This is a genomic window from Bombilactobacillus sp. ESL1187, from assembly GCF_058107155.1.
Genome location: NZ_JBYLTZ010000001.1, coordinates 383,330 through 402,732, shown reverse-complemented (window position 1 = coordinate 402,732; position 19,403 = coordinate 383,330). Strand labels below are relative to the sequence as shown.

19 protein-coding genes, 1 other RNA gene and 1 other annotated feature are annotated in these 19,403 nt (G+C 39.3%); of the genes, 17 read left to right on the top strand and 3 right to left on the bottom strand.

All coding sequences use genetic code 11. The features are described from left to right. The first annotated feature begins 432 nt into the window (after positions 1-432). From AC3B5B_RS02120 to AC3B5B_RS02065, 12 genes are all read left to right on the top strand, one after another. Entirely contained in the window at positions 433-1,041 is a 609-nt protein-coding gene (locus AC3B5B_RS02120) for a class I SAM-dependent methyltransferase (RefSeq protein WP_489769180.1), read from the top strand. Continuing rightward, positions 1,016-1,510, top strand: a complete 495-nt coding sequence (locus AC3B5B_RS02115; RefSeq protein WP_489757203.1) for a nucleoside deaminase — start codon at positions 1,016-1,018, stop codon at positions 1,508-1,510. Before AC3B5B_RS02120 ends, AC3B5B_RS02115 begins: the two co-directional genes overlap by 26 nt. A 107-nt stretch (positions 1,511-1,617) precedes the next feature. After that, positions 1,618-1,705, top strand: an RNA gene (gene ffs / locus AC3B5B_RS02110) — signal recognition particle sRNA small type. Positions 1,706-1,857: 152 nt separating this feature from the next. Further along, a complete protein-coding gene (gene dnaX / locus AC3B5B_RS02105) occupies positions 1,858-3,567 on the top strand; it encodes a DNA polymerase III subunit gamma/tau (protein WP_489769179.1) in 1,710 nt (569 codons plus the stop codon). A 17-nt stretch (positions 3,568-3,584) separates the two neighbouring features. After that, positions 3,585-4,184 (top strand): recombination mediator RecR, encoded by a 600-nt coding sequence (gene recR / locus AC3B5B_RS02100; RefSeq protein WP_489757205.1) that lies wholly within the window; start codon positions 3,585-3,587, stop codon positions 4,182-4,184. Positions 4,185-4,253: 69 nt separating this feature from the next. Further along, positions 4,254-4,892, top strand: a complete 639-nt coding sequence (gene tmk, locus AC3B5B_RS02095) for a dTMP kinase (protein WP_489757206.1) — start codon at positions 4,254-4,256, stop codon at positions 4,890-4,892. Between the two features lie 2 nt (positions 4,893-4,894). Beyond that, entirely contained in the window at positions 4,895-5,221 is a 327-nt protein-coding gene (locus tag AC3B5B_RS02090) for a cyclic-di-AMP receptor (protein WP_489757207.1), read from the top strand. Continuing rightward, positions 5,221-6,159: a hypothetical protein gene (locus AC3B5B_RS02085; RefSeq protein WP_489757208.1), complete on the top strand. Its 939-nt coding sequence runs from the start codon at positions 5,221-5,223 to the stop codon at positions 6,157-6,159. The genes AC3B5B_RS02090 and AC3B5B_RS02085 overlap by 1 nt, the downstream gene beginning before the upstream one ends. Positions 6,160-6,161: 2 nt before the next feature. After that, entirely contained in the window at positions 6,162-6,491 is a 330-nt protein-coding gene (locus AC3B5B_RS02080) for a DNA replication initiation control protein YabA (protein WP_489757209.1), read from the top strand. A gap of 1 nt (position 6,492) precedes the next feature. Continuing rightward, entirely contained in the window at positions 6,493-7,374 is an 882-nt protein-coding gene (gene rsmI / locus AC3B5B_RS02075; RefSeq protein WP_489757210.1) for a 16S rRNA (cytidine(1402)-2'-O)-methyltransferase, read from the top strand. After that, entirely contained in the window at positions 7,371-8,123 is a 753-nt protein-coding gene (locus AC3B5B_RS02070; protein ID WP_489769178.1) for an acyl-[acyl-carrier-protein] thioesterase, read from the top strand. The genes rsmI and AC3B5B_RS02070 overlap by 4 nt, the downstream gene beginning before the upstream one ends. After that, positions 8,120-8,842: an alpha/beta hydrolase gene (locus tag AC3B5B_RS02065; RefSeq protein ID WP_489769177.1), complete on the top strand. Its 723-nt coding sequence runs from the start codon at positions 8,120-8,122 to the stop codon at positions 8,840-8,842. Before AC3B5B_RS02070 ends, AC3B5B_RS02065 begins: the two co-directional genes overlap by 4 nt. A 122-nt stretch (positions 8,843-8,964) precedes the next feature. On the opposite strand, the gene AC3B5B_RS02060 is transcribed toward AC3B5B_RS02065, so the two are convergent. Further along, positions 8,965-9,615: an HD domain-containing protein gene (locus tag AC3B5B_RS02060; protein ID WP_489769176.1), complete on the bottom strand. Its 651-nt coding sequence runs from the start codon at positions 9,613-9,615 to the stop codon at positions 8,965-8,967. Positions 9,616-9,964: 349 nt separating this feature from the next. Here AC3B5B_RS02060 and AC3B5B_RS02055 point away from each other — a divergent pair, with 349 nt between their 5' ends. The 3 genes from AC3B5B_RS02055 (at position 9,965) to AC3B5B_RS02045 (ending at position 13,495) form a co-directional block, all read left to right on the top strand. After that, positions 9,965-11,191, top strand: a complete 1,227-nt coding sequence (locus AC3B5B_RS02055; protein ID WP_489757214.1) for a NupC/NupG family nucleoside CNT transporter — start codon at positions 9,965-9,967, stop codon at positions 11,189-11,191. Between the two features lie 346 nt (positions 11,192-11,537). Further along, positions 11,538-12,701 (top strand): hypothetical protein, encoded by a 1,164-nt coding sequence (locus AC3B5B_RS02050; RefSeq protein ID WP_489769841.1) that lies wholly within the window; start codon positions 11,538-11,540, stop codon positions 12,699-12,701. A gap of 86 nt (positions 12,702-12,787) precedes the next feature. Continuing rightward, positions 12,788-13,495: a glucosamine-6-phosphate deaminase gene (locus AC3B5B_RS02045; RefSeq protein ID WP_489769175.1), complete on the top strand. Its 708-nt coding sequence runs from the start codon at positions 12,788-12,790 to the stop codon at positions 13,493-13,495. A 129-nt stretch (positions 13,496-13,624) separates the two neighbouring features. Here AC3B5B_RS02045 and AC3B5B_RS02040 read toward each other — a convergent pair whose 3' ends face one another. Further along, positions 13,625-14,977, bottom strand: coding sequence for an amino acid permease (locus AC3B5B_RS02040; RefSeq protein ID WP_489757707.1), 1,353 nt, complete (start codon positions 14,975-14,977; stop codon positions 13,625-13,627). A gap of 119 nt (positions 14,978-15,096) precedes the next feature. Here AC3B5B_RS02040 and mmuM point away from each other — a divergent pair, with 119 nt between their 5' ends. Both mmuM and AC3B5B_RS02030 read left to right on the top strand, forming a co-directional pair. Next, positions 15,097-16,017, top strand: a complete 921-nt coding sequence (gene mmuM / locus AC3B5B_RS02035; RefSeq protein ID WP_489769174.1) for a homocysteine S-methyltransferase — start codon at positions 15,097-15,099, stop codon at positions 16,015-16,017. A 79-nt stretch (positions 16,018-16,096) separates the two neighbouring features. Further along, positions 16,097-16,330 (top strand) — a binding site (T-box leader). 138 nt (positions 16,331-16,468) lie between these two features. Continuing rightward, a complete protein-coding gene (locus AC3B5B_RS02030; protein WP_489757217.1) occupies positions 16,469-17,554 on the top strand; it encodes a PTS sugar transporter subunit IIC in 1,086 nt (361 codons plus the stop codon). A gap of 179 nt (positions 17,555-17,733) precedes the next feature. Here AC3B5B_RS02030 and treC read toward each other — a convergent pair whose 3' ends face one another. Beyond that, on the bottom strand, positions 17,734-19,401 hold the full coding sequence (treC, locus tag AC3B5B_RS02025; RefSeq protein WP_489757218.1) for an alpha,alpha-phosphotrehalase: 1,668 nt from the start codon (positions 19,399-19,401) through the stop codon (positions 17,734-17,736). Between the last annotated feature and the right edge of the window lie 2 nt (positions 19,402-19,403).

Genomic DNA, 19,403 nt, shown 5'->3' with positions numbered 1-19,403 from the left:
AGTATTTTGTAGAAGCAAAACTTAACCCAAAAACTTTTTGGGATAAATAATAGGTAAAATTTTGTTAATGCTATTAAAAGCACATGTAGAATTGATTGATCGTAATTAATTTAGGCTCAGAATGCTGATTCTGATAGTTAGTTGCGTTAAGCTGTTCAAGAGTGAGCAAGGTCATTCAACGACGATGATTAAGAGGTAGTTGCTTGTTTTTTAGTTCTTAATTTTAGTTCTGGCTGATAAATTTTTTTAAAATTTAGTAGATTGGAATAATTAAGAACAATTTTGCGGTTATTTTCCAGCAGTAACAAAATTAAAAAGTCATAGTTGGAGTTGAAAAAGTTGCCTCAATTTTGGGCAAAATTAATTTCAAATTTCCCTAGTAGCGAATTTTAGTTATACTAAATATGTAATGATTAACAGGAGGTCAATGATTTGGCGGAACAATATTTTACCAATCAGCCCACATCAGCGCATGATTATCAAGAATTTAAGTTTCAATTACGCCAGCAAACACTGCAATTTCAAACGGATAGCGGAGTTTTTTCCAAGCAAACGATTGATTATGGCACACGCGCATTACTCGCGGCCATTAATTTGCAAGATTTGCCAACGGGGGATTTATTAGATTTGGGATGTGGCTATGGTCCGATTGGGCTCACATTAGCTCAAGAAACAGGTCGATTGGTGGACTTAGTCGACTTAAATGAACGAGCACTGGATTTGGCGCGCAAGAATGCGCAGCTCAATGCCATTAATAATGTGCGAATTTTCGCTTCGGATAGTTATCGCCAAGTGAGCAAAACTGATTATGCAGCCATTTATACGAATCCGCCGTTTCGCGCCGGCAAACAGGTGGTTAGTACAATGATTACTCAAGCCAGTGAACATTTGCAAAATCAGGGCCAGTTCTGGTTTGTTGGCCAAAAAAAGCAAGGAGCCAAGACTTACCAAAAATTAATGCAACAAACATTTGGTACTGCCACGATTATTCAACGAGATAAAGGATATTATATTATTGAAAGTCTTAAGACCCACGATTGAGGAATTATATACACCAACGCAATTAACAGCTTATATGCAACAGGCCATTGCCGCAGCCAATCAAGCGCGCCAATTAGCGGAAGTGCCCATTGGTGCTGTGATTGTCGATGAAGTTCAACACCAAGTGCTGGCGACGGGCTTTAATCAACGCGAAGTTAAGCAAGATGCTTTGGCTCATGCCGAATTACTGGCAATTGATGCCGCTTGTCAAAAAAGGCAAAGCTGGCGCTTAGAACAGTGCTCTTTATTTGTGACATTAGAGCCGTGTGCGATGTGCGCTGGCGCAATTATTAATAGTCGTATTAATAATGTGATTTTTGGTGCTTGGGATCCTAAGGCGGGTTCGGTTGGCTCGTTAGTGAACTTATTTGAGCAACCGTATAATCACCGTCCTCATTATCAAGGTGGGGTTTTGCAGCCGGAATGTGCGCAGTTATTAACGAATTTTTTTCGCGAAATCCGTAAGTGATCCATAGGAAACCAAGTTAAAGCCGGTATAAAAATGTCTGTAAAAATTTAGATACTAATTTTCCTTGTCAATTATTGCAAAGTAAGCTATAATTATTTTTGCCGTAAGGCCAGAGGCAATGATTGGCTTATGAATCGTGTCAGGTTCGAGAGAAAGCAGCACTAAGTAAGTGCGGTCATGTGCCTTTTGATATGATTATTAACGCTCTTAGCTGTTTAGCTAAGGGTTTTTTTATTATAATGAAATATGACCAGTATTGAATCAATGTGAGAATTAATAGAAGTTTGACGTAATATTAAATTAGCAATTCTAAAAGTAAGCAACATAATTAATTGGGGAGGTATTCAATGGTTTATCAGGCGTTATATCGGCAGTGGCGTCCACAAAAGTTTAGCGATGTTGTCGGTCAAGAAGTGATTACTACAACACTAAAGAATGCCGTTAGTGAACAACAAGTTAGTCATGCGTATTTGTTTACAGGACCGCGGGGTACTGGCAAAACTTCGTGTGCCAAAATCTTGGCGAAAGCGGTCAATTGTCCGCATCAAGATAATGGTGAGCCCTGCAATCAGTGTGAAATTTGTCAAGCCATTACTAATGGCAGCTTGAATGATGTTTTAGAAATTGATGCGGCTTCTAACAACGGTGTGGAGCAAATCCGTGATATTCGCGATAAAGTTAAGTATGCCCCAACGCAGGCGGAATATAAGGTTTATATTATTGATGAAGTACACATGTTATCGACAGGCGCTTTTAATGCTTTGTTAAAAACTTTAGAAGAACCGCCAGCCAAAGTGATTTTTATTCTGGCAACTACCGAACCACAAAAAGTGCCTGCAACCATTATTTCGCGGACACAGCGGTTTGATTTTCGCCGGATTGGTGCCAGGGATTTGTTGGCGCGCATGAAATTAATTTTGCAAGAGAAGCAAGTGCCATATGACGAGCAAGGATTAGACTTAATTGCTCAAGCAGCTGAAGGTGGGATGCGGGATGCTTTAAGTATTTTGGATCAAGCCTTATCGCTGGGGCAAGGACAATTGCAGTTAGAGAATGCGCTAGAAGTCACGGGGGCTTTAGATAATCAACAATTAGAAACCTATTTTAAGGCTTTGGCTGCCACCGACGTCGCCCAAGCTTTGACTAGCTTGCACGAAATTATGGCTAGTGGACGTTCCGCCAAACGCTTGACGGACGCTTTAATGTCAACAGCCCGGGATTTATTATTGGCTAAAACGGATGTTGATTTATTATCGGACTTAGATCGCTCACTGGTGTCGGAACAGTTGTTAACCTTAAAGGATCAATTTACCACTGATCAATTGTATCAGTTGATTGAGCTAGTTTCTCAAACACAACAAGAGTTACGCGCAGCTGATCGACCGTCGATTTATTTAGAAGTATTGACTATTAAATTAATTGAACAATTACAACAACCGAAAACTCCGGCCCCAGGCGCTGAACTTCCCCAATTACAGCAGTTACAAGCACAAGTGCAAAGTTTACAAACACAAGTGCAACAATTACAACAAGTAAAGCCAACAACTGAGCCGTCAGCGACTACCGCGCAAAACAGTAAAGTTCAAACTAGGCCCCAAACAGCCAAGCCCAAAGCAGCAGTTCATGTTGATCAAGCTAAAATTAATCAAATTTTGCAGTCAGCCACACGCCAAGCTTTAACTCAAGTCCAAGATATTTGGCCAGATTTAATGAGTATGTTAAATGTGACCCAAAAAGCCGTGATGAAAGTTTCCAAACCCGTGGCCGCCAGTGCCGAAGGAGTGGTTGTTTCGTTTGATTATGCGCTTTGGTTTGAGCGCGTGATGAGTAATCAAGAAATGTTAGCGTTGTTGAAAGATAATTTGGATAAGTTGTTGAAAAATGATGCCGATGTGGTCTTAGTAGCGGCAGAAGATTGGCCCCAAATTCGGCAAGATTTTTTAAAGGGGCATGATGTCCATGCCGCTCATGCGGAAAAGAAATCGGAAACCGTCGGTTTAGTCAAAAAAGCCCAAGATTTATTTGGCGCTGATTTAGTGGAAGTTGATCATGATTAAGAAAGGAAGTTGTGAACGTGCAATATCCTCGTCCAGTGACGAAATTAATTGATTCATATATGAAATTACCAGGAATTGGTGAGAAAACGGCGACGCGGTTGGCCTTTTTTACAATTGGAATGGATCAAGAAGATGTCAGTGAATTTGCGCAAAGTTTGACGGCTGTCAAAACCGAGCTACACTATTGTCAAATCTGTGGCAACATTACTGATGTAGAACCTTGTGAAATTTGTAGTAGTACTAGTCGGGATCACAGCCAGTTATTAGTCGTTGAACAACCCAAAGATATTATGGCGATGGAGAATATGCAAAGTTATAATGGACTATATCAAGTCTTGGGTGGCGTCTTGTCGCCAGTTAATGGTGTAGGTCCTGAAGATTTACAAATCAAACATTTATTAGAGCGTTTAAAGCAAAATCAGCAATTTCAAGAAGTGATTGTCGCAACTAATGCCACACCAGAAGGTGAAGCCACTGCGATGTATTTAGCTAAATTGATTAAACCAGCGGGCATTAAGGTAACCCGCTTGGCGCACGGCTTAGCTGTCGGCGCTGATATTGAATATGCTGATCAAATGACGTTGCGGCGGGCAGTCGAAGGTCGTCAACAACTTTAAGAAAAAACTTCTCGTTCACGGACTTCTTTTGTACAATAAAACTATAAACTAAGAAAGTAGGTAATTGCTGTGCCGAAAATTTTTATTTCCTTAGAAGGACCAGATGGTTCTGGTAAATCAACTGCGGCTCAGCAACTCGCAAAGCAATTGCCCCAGTTGTTGCACCAGCCAGTGCTTTTGACACGTGAGCCAGGCGGTAGTAGTATTTCTGAAAAGATTCGCCAATTGATTTTAGATGTTGATAACACACAAATGGATGCGCGTACGGAAGCTTTATTATATGCTGCGCAAAGGCGCCAGCACTTAGTGGATGTTATTGAACCTGCTTTAGCTCAAGGTCAGATAGTTTTGAGTGATCGTTATGTAGATAGTTCGATTGCTTATCAGGGTGCTGGACGACAGTTAGGTACGGATGAAATTTGGCAAATTAATCAGTTTGCCACGCAAAACGTGATGCCTCAGCTGACTTTATACTTTGATGTGGCGCCCGAAGTGGGTTTAGCACGGATTAAACGCCAGCGAGCGACGGCGACTGATCGTTTGGAGCAAGAGACGTTGGCTTTTCATCAACGGGTGCACCAAGCGTATTTAAAATTATGGCAACAAAATCCGCAACGGATTAAAAAAATTGATGCGACTCAAACACCAGCCGCAGTAGTAGCAGCTTGTCTCCAAGAAATCACCACGGTTTTCACAAAAGAGGGCTAATTATGAAACTAGTAATTGTAATCGTTCAAGATAAAGACCATGCTAAATTAAGTAAGGCACTGAATCAGGCTCAAATTCAGTCAACGCGTTTATCAACGACCGGAAATTTTTTGCGCAATGGTAATTCAACGTTTTTAATTGGAATTGCGGATGAACGGGTGGACGAATTGTTAACTTTAATTCATGATAATTCTAAGACACGCCAAGAATACGTTTCTACAGCCATTGCGACGAATATGCTCGGTGAAATTCCGGAACAACCAGTAGAAGTGACTGTTGGGGGCGCTACGGTCTTTATTTTACCGATAGAAAAGCTGGTTCATTTTTAATGACTGCACCGATTATTCAAGAACAACCAGCCTTAACGAAACAATTAGCCCAACAGGTTGATCAGCAACATATTTCTCATGCTTATTTAATAGCGGGCAATAATTTTTTGCAGGCGCAAGCTTTAAGTGTTTGGTTTGTGCAAGCCATTTATTGCTTAGATACTGCAGCCGGTTTTCCCTGCTTACAGTGTGATCATTGTCGCCGGATTGCACACTGGGATTTTCCAGATGTTTTGCGTTTATCGACCACTAAAGCAAGTTTAGGCGTCGATGAAATCCGCGGAGCTAAGCAGCAATTAGAGCAAAGTGCGGTTGAAAGTACGCGCCGCTTGTTACTGATTGAACAGGCACAAAAACTAACGGCGGCAGCGGCTAACAGCTTATTGAAATTTTTAGAAGATCCCAGTGGTCGAGTGACAACGATCTTGGTAACTGATAGTGCAACGACCATGTTGCCGACAATTTTGTCACGGGTTCAAGTTTTTAATCTGCAGGAACATGAAGATTTGACTTTGGCACAGACTTTACAAGCACGTTCTTTTAGTCAACCAGATCAAAAAATGATTACGGCTTTTCATTTAGAAAGCTTAATCACGGATGATTTGACTGGCGAACAATTTGCGAAATTAAAGCAAACTAGTCAAACTTGGGTCCAATTGTTAGAAACCAAGCCGTGGCAAGCTTTTGTGAATGTGGCGGCAAAAGTGGTGCCGTTAATTGAAAATCATTCCCAACAAGCGCTATTTTGGGGCTTGATTGAAGCTATGTTAACCAAACAGTTACAAGCTAGTGTGGCCGATGCGCCCCGCTTGCAAAGGATTACGCATTTGACTGTGCAGCTGTTACATTCGCAAAAGTTATGGCATGCTAATGTTAGTTTTGAAAATTGTTTGGAACTTTTAGCTTTACAAGCAACAACGCCCATTAAAGGAAGTTGATTATGAAACAAACAGATTATTATGCAAAGTTTGCAGAACTACAACAAGTGGCTCAGGATTTAACTACTGCCTTGGCAACCATGAAAGATGATGTTTCACGCGTTTTAGAGGAAAATGCAGAGCTGAAAATTGAAAATGAACATTTACGTAATCGTCTGGCAGAGATGGATCCCAAAAAAGAACCTGAATTACCACATGCGCGGCGGACTTTAGAAAAACTTTATGAAGAAGGTTTTCATGTTTGTACCGTTATGTATGGTGCCCACCGTGAGAACAATGAAGAATGCGCTTTTTGTTTAGACGTAATTTATGGTGATCGGGGGCCAAAATAAAATGATTCAAGAAGTAGCTAGTTTTCAAGCGGCAGCTACGGGTTGCTTATATTTGGTACCCACACCGATTGGTAATTTACAAGATATGAGTGAACGAGCGATTCAAACACTCAAGGACGTAGATTTGATTGCCGCAGAAGATACCAGAAATACACAAAAATTGCTCAATCATTTTCAAATTACGACACCTCAAATTAGTTTTCACGAACATAATACCCAGCAACGTTTGCCCGAGCTCATAGCTAAATTACAAGCAGGCTTCAAGATTGCGCAGGTTAGTGATGCCGGAATGCCGTCAATTAGTGATCCTGGTAAAGAACTGGTCGCAGCTTGTATTAAAGCTCAAATTCCAGTGGTTCCCTTGCCTGGTCCCAACGCCGCTTTAACAGCACTCATTGCTTCGGGATTATTACCGCAACCATTTTATTTTTATGGCTTTTTACCGCGGAAAGCGTCCCAAATGCAAGCGGAGTTAGCTAAATTAGCGCAACTGTCCGCGACTTTTATTTTGTATGAATCACCGTATCGGGTAGTCAAGACCGTGGCGGCCTTGATTGCGACGTTAGGCAAACAACGCCAAGTCGTGTTAGCGCGGGAATTAACGAAGATTCACGAAGCCTTTTTACGTGGCAGTTTAGCACAAGTACAGGACTATTTCACAACCCATCAGCCGCGTGGTGAGTATGTTATCATTGTTGCTGGGAGAACTGTAGAGCCAGTTAGTCATGAAGCATTATCTAGTGAGCAAGTGCGCACCTTAGTGCAACAACAAATTGATACAGGCTTAAAGCCCAATGCCGCTATTAAGCAAGTAGCTCACCAACAGCAGTTATCACGTCAACAAGTTTATAACAGTTATCACAGATTGGAGCCGAAAGTATGAATTCACAAATCTTTGCGGAACAAATCAAGGTTCCGTTCTACGATATTAATTCCACTGGTGAAATGAATTTATCCAGTTTATTTAATGAAATTTTACTAGTATCTGAGCATCAATTACATCAAGTTCAGATTGATTCCCAACAAATGGTGCAGCAAGGTTTAGGCTGGGTGGTCACTAAGTATCACCTAGAAATTGCCCATTTACCGCAACTGAATGAACAAATCAAAATTACCACGCAAGCCAACAGTTATAATAAGTTCTTTTGTTATCGGACTTTTACTGTGCAAAATATGGCTGGTGAACAGTTAGTTAAATTAACCAGTAATTGGGTGATGTTAGATATTCAAACACGTAAGATGTTAGCGATTGACCCCCAAATTATGGAGCGCTTGGCTTGTCCTTACTCCAATGAAATTTGGCGGTTTCCGCGGATAGATTTAATTGAATATGTTAATGAACCCGTTATTTATCGGACACGTTTTGCGGATATTGATGTTAATGGTCATGTGAATAATTCGATTTATTTAGACTGGATGATGGATGCATTAGGGCGTGAGTTTTTATTAAAATATCGTTTGCGACAATTTGATATTAAATATGAACGTGAAGTTCCTTATGGGGAAATGGTACAGAGCTTTGTCCAACAAGAGCAATTAACAACCCACCATTTGATTAAAACAGCAATTGGTGTCAATGCACAAGCACAAGCTGTCTGGCAAAAACGCTCAAGAGATGAGGTTGATCAATGAAGCAAGAGCATGCGCAGTTGCGGGGGCGCAATTTAGGATTAGGTTTGGCGCTAGTAGTTATTTTTATTTTGCTGGCAGTCTTATCATGGCGTTCGACTCAACCGCACAGTGTCAATCAAGCCCAAAGTATTCCTACACTTTATGTGCAAGAAGCTAAGCAGTCTAAAAGATCGTTAATGAAATACGCTAACAAGCATAACCAGGCGCAGACTGTATTAAGGGCGGTGGTTTCACCGCAAGGTAAAGTTACCTGGCATGGTAATTGGCAAACGAAGGTGCACCATCCTTTGATTAAAGTTACGATGCAAAAGGCCCAAACACTCAGTTACCGCCAAATGAGTCGTAATTTCAAACAAGTCTTACTGCAATTACAACAACAATACCGCATTAAAGAATATAATGTAGTTGCTCAAGACGCAGGCAACACAGTAACGTTAGTTTACCAGGTACAAGCAGCTAAACAAACAACTTTGCCACAATTACAACGGCAAGTTAATATCACTACTGCCAAAATTCCAGCTCAAGATTTAGATTATTTTTGGCACCAGCGGCATCACCTGAAAGGTAACGTGCGGGTCTTAAATATTCAACAGCAAACTACTGATTTAACGGCACATTCGCTCGAAACAATTTTGAAACCACGAGTACAACAGTATCAAGAATTAACGGCTTCAAAGCCAGCAGTGATCGGATCAGAGATTGGTCAGTTCTTGTGGTAAATAGTTTTCAAAAATTTTAGAGCAGTTTGTTTCCAGACAATATCTATAAGAGTTTGCTGCAAACTCAATAAAGAAGCTGAGACAAGAAGAAAGGTATTTTCTTTTTATCTCAGCTTTTTTGGCTATTTTTGCCCAGACCATTCAGCAAAAAATTCAGTTAAAAAATTTTGTAAGATTTGTGTTCGTTGTTGGGCAATGGCTTGTCCGGCAGCGGTTTGCATTAAATCTTTTAAGTGCAATAATTTTTCATAAAAATGATTAATGGTCGTCGTCGGATGTTGGCGATAAGTTTGTTGGCTGGTGAGCTGAATAGGTTGAATATTCGGCTCGTAAATGGCCTGTTCGTGACTACCACCATAGGCAAAAGCCCGGGCAATTCCAATTGCCCCTAAAGAATCCAAGCGATCTGCGTCTTGTACATAATATCCCCAAGCGGGCAATTTTTGGTGGTGTGCGAGATTATGAGCGAAAGATAAATTATTAATTGTTTGCAGAATTTCTTGTTGTTGCAAATGATCAAAACCGGCTGTGATTAGTAATGTTTGCACTGTTTGTTGTTGTTGCTGCAGATTTTTGACCAGTTTTTCGTCAGTCGTTTCGTGTAAGAAACTGGCCGTCGTGAGCAAATCTTTGGTCGTAGAGTCTAACTGGTGATCAGTCTGATAAAGTGTAATGGCTAAATTAGCAACACGTTGTAAATGCCAGTAGTCGTGACCACTAACATCGTTTTTTAAATTATTTTTAGCAAATCGCTTAATCTGGGTTAATTGCATGCAGACCTCCATATATTATTCCAATTGATACGGCAAAAATTCACAGCCATTATAGCATGACAATTTATTAGTTATAGGAAATGGCTTTAATTTTTTATATCAAAAGTTATTGTTGAAAAATTTTTTTATGGCGAATTTTTGAGCTAATCCAAGATTTTTCTCATTTAAGTGAAGTCAGATCAGAATGAGAAAACAGTAGCGGCATGATTAAAAAATAAATAGTTTAAATTTGATATTTTGGTTAAATTAGTAAAATCTAATGTATAAATTGTAGTAAAGTTCCGTTGCCACCGTCGAAAAAAAATGTAATGATATATTTAGACTGATAATATAGGAGAGTGAAGGAGCGATGTACTTAATTGTTAATGCAATTGGTTTACTGGTCTTTATTGGAGTAGCTTTTTTGTTTTCGAAAAACAAAAAGGCAATTAATTGGCGGTCAGTAATTATCATGGTAATCATCAATTTAGTGATTGCCTGGTTCTTAACTAGTTTTGCCATTGGGCGGGACATTGTTTCCGGAGCTGCGGAAGGTTTTAATCAACTTGTTCAAGTAGCTTATACCGGAATTGCGTTCGCGTTGCCAAGCATGGTGCATGTCAAAAACATGGACTTTGTGATTAGTGTTTTGATGCCAATTTTGTTGATTGTTCCACTGTTTGATATTTTGACTTATATTGGTTTTCTACCGTGGGTCATTAAATGGATTGGCAAAGGTTTAGCTAAAGTTACTGGTCAACCCCGCTTTGAATCATTCTTTTCTGTAGAAATGATGTTTTTAGGTAATACTGAAGCCTTAGCAGTCTCAGGTCTTCAGTTACGGCAAATGAGTAAGGAACGTAATTTAACCATTGCGATGATGTCGATGAGTTGTGTGACGGCTTCGATTATTGGTGCTTATACCAAAATGGTGCCCGGACAATACGTGTTGACCGCGATTCCTGTGAATATCATTAATGCCATTATTGTTACTAGTGTTTTAAACCCGGTAACAGTTACTCCGAGTGAGGATACAATTGCCACTGTTGGTGGTCAAGCTAATGACGCTGACCAAGAAGCTGGTAGCAATGAAAAAGAACCGTTTTTCTCATTTTTAGGTGATTCGATTTTAGCTGCTGGTAAATTAGTGTTAATTATTACGGCTAATGTTGTGGCCTTTGTGGCCTTAGCAGCTTTGATTGATAAATTGTTAGGAATTATCAATCCGTGGTTAAGTTTGGAACACTTGTTGGGAATTGTCATGTTCCCGTTTGCTTGGTTGATGGGGCTCAATGTCCACGATGCCTTTCAATTTGCTCAATACATGGGAACTAAGTTAGTGACGAACGAATTTGTGGTCATGGGTAAAGTTACAAAAACAATTCATGATTTGGCGCCACATTATCAAGCCATCTTAACCGTCTTTTTAACTTCCTTTGCTAACTTTTCAACGATTGGCATGATTATTGGGGCATTTAAAGATTTGATTGATCGTGAGAAAAACAATTATATCGCTAAAAATATTAGTTATTTGTTACTGTCTGGAATTTTAGTTTCACTTTTGTCGGCAGCAACAGTTGGATTATTCGTTTGGTAAAATAATAAGTTTGGTTCTAAGAATACTTTTAAAAAAATACTCCGCAATTAGACGGGTATTTTTTTATTTTGGTTCAAATTTAAGAAATGAGGAGAATATTTTGATGGAAACTTTTTAGTCTTCAGAGAATTAAATGGCTTAAGAAAAAGAATAACCGTTAAAATTTTTTAGAGGAAAGATGATTTTTTGAAGATTTTAATTTGAATAATTATTAAAAAATGATTTGGAAAAGTTTGCGATTTATCCTACTTAGTTGTCAGAAAATAAAAAAGCGTTGACAAATATTATTAAATAATATTAAATTAAACTAATTTTTTATTGAAAGAAGAGGGTGAGTCAAGTGCTAATGATTATTGGATCATTTTTGGCAGTAATGTGTTGTATGTTTGTGGGGGAGTGGGTTTCAACTAAGACTCATGCTTACTTGCCCTCAATTTTTGTTACGGCTATTTTATTTTTAATTGGCTATTGGACGTTTTTTCCAAAAAATTTAGCAGCTAATGCGTCATATACGAATACGGCGGTTAATATGTTTATGTCCTTCATCTTAGTCCATTTGGGAACGATGATGAGTTTAAAGAAGTTGTTACAACAATGGAAAGCGGTTTTGATTGCAATTAGTGGGGTATTAGGAACTTTATTATTAACGTTAACGATTGGAACGTTATTATTTAACTGGCATACTGTGATAGCGGCGATCCCTCCATTAACTGGTGGAATTGTGGCCGCGTTATTGATGACCGAAGGTCTCAAGCAAAAAGGAATTATTGCCTTATCAGCGTTACCGATTGCGATGATGGTAATGCATTCTTTGGTCGGTTATCCTTTGACTTCATTGGTTTTAAAACAAGAAGGTCACCGACTGTTAAAAACTTTCTCGTCGAAACCTGAAATTGATAATGCAACTAACGATCAGCGTGCCGAGAAGGTACAACGTTTGCGACTACCAAAATCTTATCAAACATCGGCTTTTTTATTAGCTAAAGTGGCACTGGTGGCTTTGTTAGGTAATGGGTTGTCACAATTGATGCACGGAAGTATTAATTCTAGTATCTGGTGCTTGGTTTTAGGTGTTATCTTTCATCAAATTGGCTTTTTAGAAGATGAAATTTTAAATCAAGCGGGCGTTTATAATTGGTTAATGTACGGAATTTTGGCTTACGGATTTTCACAATTGAGTTTAATTAAACCACAGGAAGTGTTGGGCTTAATTGTGCAGATTTTTACGTTAATTGTTTTAGGTTTATTGGGAATGTTTATTATCTCGTTTATTTTGTCCAAACCTTTAAAAATGTCGTGGCAAATGGCCTTTGCTTGTTCACTAACTGCTTTATTCGGCTTTCCAATGGATTACATTTTGACCAACGAAGTAGTGGATAGTTTAACGCAGGATCCGCAACAGCATGAATACTTGTTAGATCAAATGTTACCCAAGATGTTGGTGGGGGGCTTTGCGACAGTTTCTTTGGCCTCAGTGGTGATTGCGACGATCTTTTTGAAGTTATTATAAACAGTAGTGCAAGCTTGCAACTTGACTAATGGTTTAGATTAATTATAATTGGACTAGACCATTATTTAGAGGAACGAGGATCAACTATGCAAGTTATTATTTCTAAGGATCAAGTGGTTGCTAGTCAACAGGCAGCACAAATGTTTGCGGCTAGTTTAACGCAGGGAGCTCAGACTTTTGGTTTGGCCACTGGGTCAACTCCTATTATGACCTATCAAAATCTTGTCCAAAGTAATTTGGATTTTTCACAATGTGTGTCCATTAATTTAGATGAATATCTGGGGATTAGTCCTGCTAATGATCAAAGTTATCATTATTTTATGCAAGAACATTTGTTTAAGCAAAAACCGTTTGCTCAATCTTATTTACCTGACGGTTTAGCAACAGATCCAAACCAAGAAGTTCAACGGTATGACCAAATAATTGCGCAAAATCCAATTGATTTACAACTTTTAGGAATTGGGCGTAACGGGCATATTGGTTTTAATGAACCGGGGACCTCGTTTGCTTTAACGACACATGTAGCTGACTTGACGCAATCTACGATTGATGCCAATGCGCGTTTCTTTAAGAACATTGAAGAGGTGCCAAAGAAAGCCTACTCGATGGGGATTGCATCGATTATGCAATCCAAGCAGATCATTTTAGAAGCTTTTGGCGCGGACAAAGCCCAAGCGGTGCAACAAATGATTGAAGGACCGGTGACTGAGGACGTGCCTGCCAGTGTGTTGCAACGGCATTCAGATGTCGTAATCTTACTAGATCAAGCGGCGGCTTCATTATTAAGTAAGTAAATTTAGTTTAATCAGAAAATAAAGATAAAGTTTTAATATTATAAATATAAAAAAAGTAATGCAAGTGGGCATTACTTTTTTTGTTAAGCAATTTAATTGGTTATTTTGATATTTGAAAAGTATTACTAGTTAATGTTTAGTTTGGCGTTTGACCAGCCATTCTTTAAGATAATAAACAGCATAACACAAAATGAGAAAGGGAATCATATAAAATAATGCGGGCCGTTGGGTTGGGTCAAAAACAATCAAGACACATGATAATAAACTTGCAATAAATGCAGCCCATGGTACCACAGGATACCAAGGAGTTTTGTATTGTAATTCATCGACAGTGTGGCCAGCTTGCAGCCATTGCTTGCGAAAATTAATTTCGGATAAAGCAATGGCCATCCAGACAATGACCACGGCTAAGCCGGAAATAGACACGAGTACTAAATACACGGTTGAAGCTGCATAAACACTAGAGATCAACGCCAAAACGCCGCCCACCATGCTCAAGCACAAAGCGATCATAGGAACACCACGGGAATTGGTTTGTGCGCACTTTAAAGGAATCATTTTTTCGTGAGCCAGTGACCACAACATGCGCGTTGAAGCATATAATCCCGAATTAGCGGCTGATAAAATGGCAGTTAAGACGACAAAGTTCATGATATCGCCAGCAAACGGTAAGCCCATTTTGTTGAAAACAAGGACAAACGGACTTTGATTAACGCCGGCTTTTTGCCACGGAATTAAGGCGGACATGACAATGATACTTCCAATAAAAAAGAGGACTAGCCGAAATAAGGTAGTGTGAATAGCCTTGGGTAAAGCCACAGCCGGGTCTTTAGTTTCACCGGCAGTGACGCCAATTAATTCGGTACCGGAAAAGGCAAAATTAACAGTTAACATGGTTGTAAAGACTGCTTTAAAACCGTTGGGAAAGAGTCCATCTTTAAATAAATTATGAAAGAGTGGTGCGTGAGTATAACCTTTCATCGGAATAATCCCGAAGATAGCCGCAGCTCCTAAAAGAATGAACACCACAATTGCAATGACTTTAATGCTCGAAAATAAAAATTCGGTATTCGCGAAGAACTTAGTGGAATAAGCATTGGAAACAAAAATTAAAGTCATAAACAACAGACTCCAGATCCAAGTGGGGGAATGGGGGAACCATTGCTTCATAATGATGCCTGCAGCGGTAAACTCGGAACCTAAGGCGACTGTCCAGGTTAACCAATATAAAATGGCGACGGTAAATCCAGTTGCTGGTCCAATGAATTTAGTTGCATAAACATGAAATGATCCAGTTTCTGGCATAGCCACAGATAATTCACCTAGACACAACATAACTAAATAAACAATCACCGCTCCTAAAGCATAAGCCAAAATAGTGCCAATGGGGCCAGCTTGATGAATGGTATAACCAGAACTTAAAAAAAGTCCGGTACCAATGACCCCGCCTAACGAAATCATGAATAGTTGATACTGGTTCATAGTTCTTTTGAGATCAGTTTGAGTTTTTTTCACATTTTACACCTTATTCTGTGTATTAAATTTGCACAGATTATAATATCATTAAAGTATAATTGATAGCAATGAGGAGTGAAATGGCAATGAAATTAAAGGAAGTCCACCAATTTTTCCAAGAAAAAGTCCGTTTAATTGATGGTTCAATGGCGGGTGAACTAGAGAAAATTGGCGTTGATACTGATAATAATTTATGGTCTGCGGAAGCGTTAATTACTAATCCCACGGCGATTAAGCAGGTTCATCAAAGTTATTTAGAAGCTGGTTGTGAAGTCTTGACGACGAATAGTTACCAAGCAAATATTCCAGCTTTTGTGCAGGCTGGTTACAGTGAACAAACGGCGCAGGATTTGATTGCACGCTCTGGCCAATTGGCTAAAGAAGTTCGCCAACAATCCGCACAACGTCCCGTTTTAATTGCGGGTGACATTGGGCCTTACGGTGCTTATTTAGCGGATGGCAGTGAATATCGTGGTGATTATCAGCTAACCAAAGCACAGTACCAAGCCTTTCATCGACCACGGCTGCAAATTTTGGCTGAAGCGGGCGTTGATTTGTTTGCCTTTGAGACGATGCCGAATTTTGCAGAAACCCAAGCCTTGGTAGAGTTATTAGAAACGGAATTTCCCCAATTGGGTGCTTGGTTATCATTTAGTGTGGATGGTCAAGATAGTTTGTGTGACGGAACCAAATTGGCTACGGCGGTGCAGTATTTTGCTGTTCATCCTCAAATAGTAGCTTTAGGCTTTAATTGCACCGCCTTAGACAATGTGGCGCAATTATTACCAGCAGTTACACAAAACACCACTAAACCAGTTATTGTTTATCCGAATAATGGAGATACGTATGATCCGCTGACTAAAACTTGGCAAAAAACGGCTGATGCTTTGCAATTTAAAGATTTAGTGCCGCAGTGGCTAGAATTAGGGGCGGGAGTGTTAGGCGGTTGTTGTCGTACCACGCCAGCAGATATGAAGCAAATCAGGACTTGCTTAGATAATTATTAAATAAAGTTACAAAAAATTAATTTTAGGGTTGACAAGCACCACATCTCTGGTTATCATTAAAAACAATTAAATTAAAAATTAAAAAACGTTAAGGAAGACAAACAGCATAAACATCTTTATTAGCGAGCCTGGTTAGGTGCAAGCAGGTGAAAGGTCTTATGTGAATCTCACTTCTTAGTTGTTAACTGAAAATTAATTAAGTTTTACCGGAAAGCAGCCGTTATCACTGCCGCGAATTAGTTGACTCTGATCAAGTCGGTTAGTTCGGATAAGTTTAGTAAAAGGTGGTACCGCGTGAACTGACGCCCTTTTAAAGAGCATTTACTCTTTAAAAGGGCTTTTTTTGACTCTTGGTAAAAACTGCGCAGGAAGATTTGAATGTTATCATTAATAATTTTTAATTTAGTCAATGGATGCAAGTTGATATTGAAGAGATGGGGAGTGTTTAGTTATGGAAGAAACAGTGCAACAAGAACATAAGATGACTGTTAAAGATTATGTCTATACAGTATCTGCGGGGGTATCGAATGCGGTCTTAGTAATGTTAGGTGTGGGCTTGTTGATTCAATCCATTGCTAATTTTGTACACTGGCACGCCCTCTACCAAGTTGGAGCCGTTGCGCAGTGGATGTTAGCTCCTGCTTTTGGGGCGGTTATTGCAACTCAATTAAGAACGAACTCGTTAGTAATGTTTAGTTCGATGATTTCATCGACAATTGGTGCGAATGCGGTTTATTTCACAAGTAGTGCTATGAAAGGGGTGACGCCCACTGGCAATATGTTGGTGGAAGCGGCCCATTCGGGAATTTTTACTTCAGGACAACCAATTAGCGCGGTTGCTGCCGGATTGATTGCCGCTTTGGTTGGTAAATACTTAACCGGTAAAACACCATTAGATATGATCTTGGTTCCATTAAGTGCAACGTTAGTGGGGACGATTTCCGGTTTAGGTTTGGCAAGTGTTACGACACCGGCCTTAAATTGGTTGAGTCAATTCATTGCTCAATCAATGCAGGTTAATCCACTCTTAGGTTCTATTTGTGTCTCATTTGCTTGGTCGCTATTTTTAATGACGCCAGCTTCTTCAGCAGCCTTAGCAGTGGCAGTCATGTTAGATCCACTCTCGTCAGGGGCGGCCTTAATTGGTACAACTGCACAATTTGTCGGCTTTTTAGCGATTTCTTGGCGGCAAAATAATTTAGGTGCCAATATTGCGCAAGGTTTTATTACACCAAAAATTCAATTTCCTAATTTGTTAATCAATCCGATGTTAGCTGTACCGTCATTTATTTCGGCAGTGGTTGCCGCACCGATTGCGACGATCGTGTTTCATTTTAAAGTTAGTTATACTTTGGCAGGTTTAGGTCTGAATTCATTGATTGTGCCAATTAATCTCGCCTCAAGTAATCCGAAAGCTTTGGTAGTTTACTTGATTATGGGTGTGGTAGTGCCGGCAGTGCTTTCATTAGTGATTTACAAACTCATGTTGAAAGTTAAATTAGTGAAAGATGGTCAGTTACACGTTGAAGTAGTTTGATAATGTAGCAATTTAGTTAAAAAACTTTTGCCGATTGATTTGTGGTAAAAATAAACTTCTAACTTGCGAAGCAAAATCTTTGTCTCCAATACAAGTTATCTTTTGACCCCCAAGTTCGGCAATTATTAAAATACCAGTCAGTTTTGTTAATTACAAAAACCGGCTGGTATTTTTAATGTTTATAAATTAATTTTAACGGCTAGTGCTTCATAGGGTTGTAATTTCAGTGTCGGGGGCAGTTGTTCTAATTGGACTTGATAGTTACTGATTGTTACCTGACACGTTTTATTTTGCAAATTTTTAGGTAAAACAACAGTGGTGTCTTGACCATAAAAATTAGCCCAAACTAATAATTGCTGTGATTGGTTATCAAGGTAACGGCGGTAGGCAAAAACTTGCGGATCATTTTTTAAGAACATTTGAATGTGTCCATCTGAGATTAGTGGTTCTGTTTTGCGTAAATGAATTAGTTGTTGATAATAATCAAAGATTGCTCCGTGTGCTAATTCGGCTTGGACATTGATAGTTTGTTGATCAGTGGGCAACAACCACGGTTGGACTTGACTAAAGCCAGCATACTGGCTGTCATCCCAATGCATAGGCGTGCGGGAATTGTCACGCGATTTAGTTTGTATAATAGTTAAGGCTTTTTTGGGAGTCAAACCCTGATTAATTAGTTTTGCGTAAGCATTTTTACTTTCAATATCGACATAATCGTCCATCGATGAATACGAAGGGTTAATCATGCCAATTTCTTCGCCCATGTAGATATAAGGTGTTCCCCGCAGTAAATGCATCGAAGTAGCTAACATTTGCGCTGACTTAATCCGATATTTGCCCGGATCGCCAAAGCGATTGAGTGCCATTGGTTGATCATGATTGTTCCAAAATAAAGCATTCCAACCATGGCCTTGATCCATTTGTTCTTGCCATTGAGTCAACAAAGATTTTAATTGCATAAAATCAAACGGCATTTTGGACCATTTTTCACCATTTAAATAATCAACTTTTAGGTGATGAAAATTAAAAACCATTGATAATTCATGACTATCAGGGTTCGAATAAGCAATCGAATTTGGAATAGTTGTGGACGACATTTCACCAACCGTAATGGCTTCGGGATCTTGTCCAAAACTATTTTGGTTCATTTCTTTGAGGTATTGATGCACGATCGGTGTATCCGTATATAAGCTTTTTTCTTGCAGTGGATTACTGGAATCTACTAAGACAGCAGCTTTGCCGGTGACATTAATGACATCAAAGCGAAACCCCTTGACCCCCTTATTGCGCCAGAAATTAATCACTTGATAAACGGCTTGGCGAACTTGCGGATTATGCCAATCTAAGTCCGCCTGAGTAGGATCATAGAGATGTAAGTAGTAATAGTCCGTTTGTCCGAAGCGGGACCAAGCGGGACCGCCAAATTTACTTTGCCAATTAGTGGGTAGTTGACCATTGGGCTTAGCTTTACGTAAGTAAAAGAATTTTTGGTATTCTTGATCGCCGGCAAGGGCTTTTTGAAACCATTCGTTTTCAATGGAACAATGATTAAAGACCATGTCTAGCATGACATCAACATTAATTTGCTTGAGTTTAGCAACTAACTCTTCAAAATCGGCCATAGTACCAAACAGCGGGTCAATTTGGTAATAATTGGCAATATCATAGCCGTTATCTTTTTGGGGTGAGACAAAGAATGGATTAAACCAAATCATATCGACGTTTAATTTTTTAATATAATCAATTTTTTGAATAATTCCCCGCAGGTCGCCGATACCGTCATTATTGGAATCGTAAAACGATTTGGGATAAATTTGGTAAATCACTTTTTTACCTAAATTAGTCATAA

Excerpts from the sequence above, each read along its gene's own strand:
- dnaX (WP_489769179.1), top strand. The coding sequence starts at position 1,858 with ATGGTTTATCAGGCGTTATATCGGCAGTGGCGTCCACAAAAGTTTAGC.
- AC3B5B_RS02090 (WP_489757207.1), top strand. The coding sequence starts at position 4,895 with ATGAAACTAGTAATTGTAATCGTTCAAGATAAAGACCATGCTAAATTA.
- AC3B5B_RS02085 (WP_489757208.1), top strand. The coding sequence starts at position 5,221 with ATGACTGCACCGATTATTCAAGAACAACCAGCCTTAACGAAACAATTA.
- AC3B5B_RS02080 (WP_489757209.1), top strand. The coding sequence starts at position 6,162 with ATGAAACAAACAGATTATTATGCAAAGTTTGCAGAACTACAACAAGTG.
- rsmI (WP_489757210.1), top strand. The coding sequence starts at position 6,493 with ATGATTCAAGAAGTAGCTAGTTTTCAAGCGGCAGCTACGGGTTGCTTA.
- AC3B5B_RS02070 (WP_489769178.1), top strand. The coding sequence starts at position 7,371 with ATGAATTCACAAATCTTTGCGGAACAAATCAAGGTTCCGTTCTACGAT.
- AC3B5B_RS02065 (WP_489769177.1), top strand. The coding sequence starts at position 8,120 with ATGAAGCAAGAGCATGCGCAGTTGCGGGGGCGCAATTTAGGATTAGGT.
- AC3B5B_RS02060 (WP_489769176.1), bottom strand. The coding sequence starts at position 9,615 with ATGCAATTAACCCAGATTAAGCGATTTGCTAAAAATAATTTAAAAAAC.
- AC3B5B_RS02055 (WP_489757214.1), top strand. The coding sequence starts at position 9,965 with ATGTACTTAATTGTTAATGCAATTGGTTTACTGGTCTTTATTGGAGTA.
- AC3B5B_RS02050 (WP_489769841.1), top strand. The coding sequence starts at position 11,538 with ATGATTATTGGATCATTTTTGGCAGTAATGTGTTGTATGTTTGTGGGG.
- AC3B5B_RS02045 (WP_489769175.1), top strand. The coding sequence starts at position 12,788 with ATGCAAGTTATTATTTCTAAGGATCAAGTGGTTGCTAGTCAACAGGCA.
- AC3B5B_RS02040 (WP_489757707.1), bottom strand. The coding sequence starts at position 14,977 with ATGAACCAGTATCAACTATTCATGATTTCGTTAGGCGGGGTCATTGGT.
- mmuM (WP_489769174.1), top strand. The coding sequence starts at position 15,097 with ATGAAATTAAAGGAAGTCCACCAATTTTTCCAAGAAAAAGTCCGTTTA.
- AC3B5B_RS02030 (WP_489757217.1), top strand. The coding sequence starts at position 16,469 with ATGGAAGAAACAGTGCAACAAGAACATAAGATGACTGTTAAAGATTAT.
- treC (WP_489757218.1), bottom strand. The coding sequence starts at position 19,401 with ATGACTAATTTAGGTAAAAAAGTGATTTACCAAATTTATCCCAAATCG.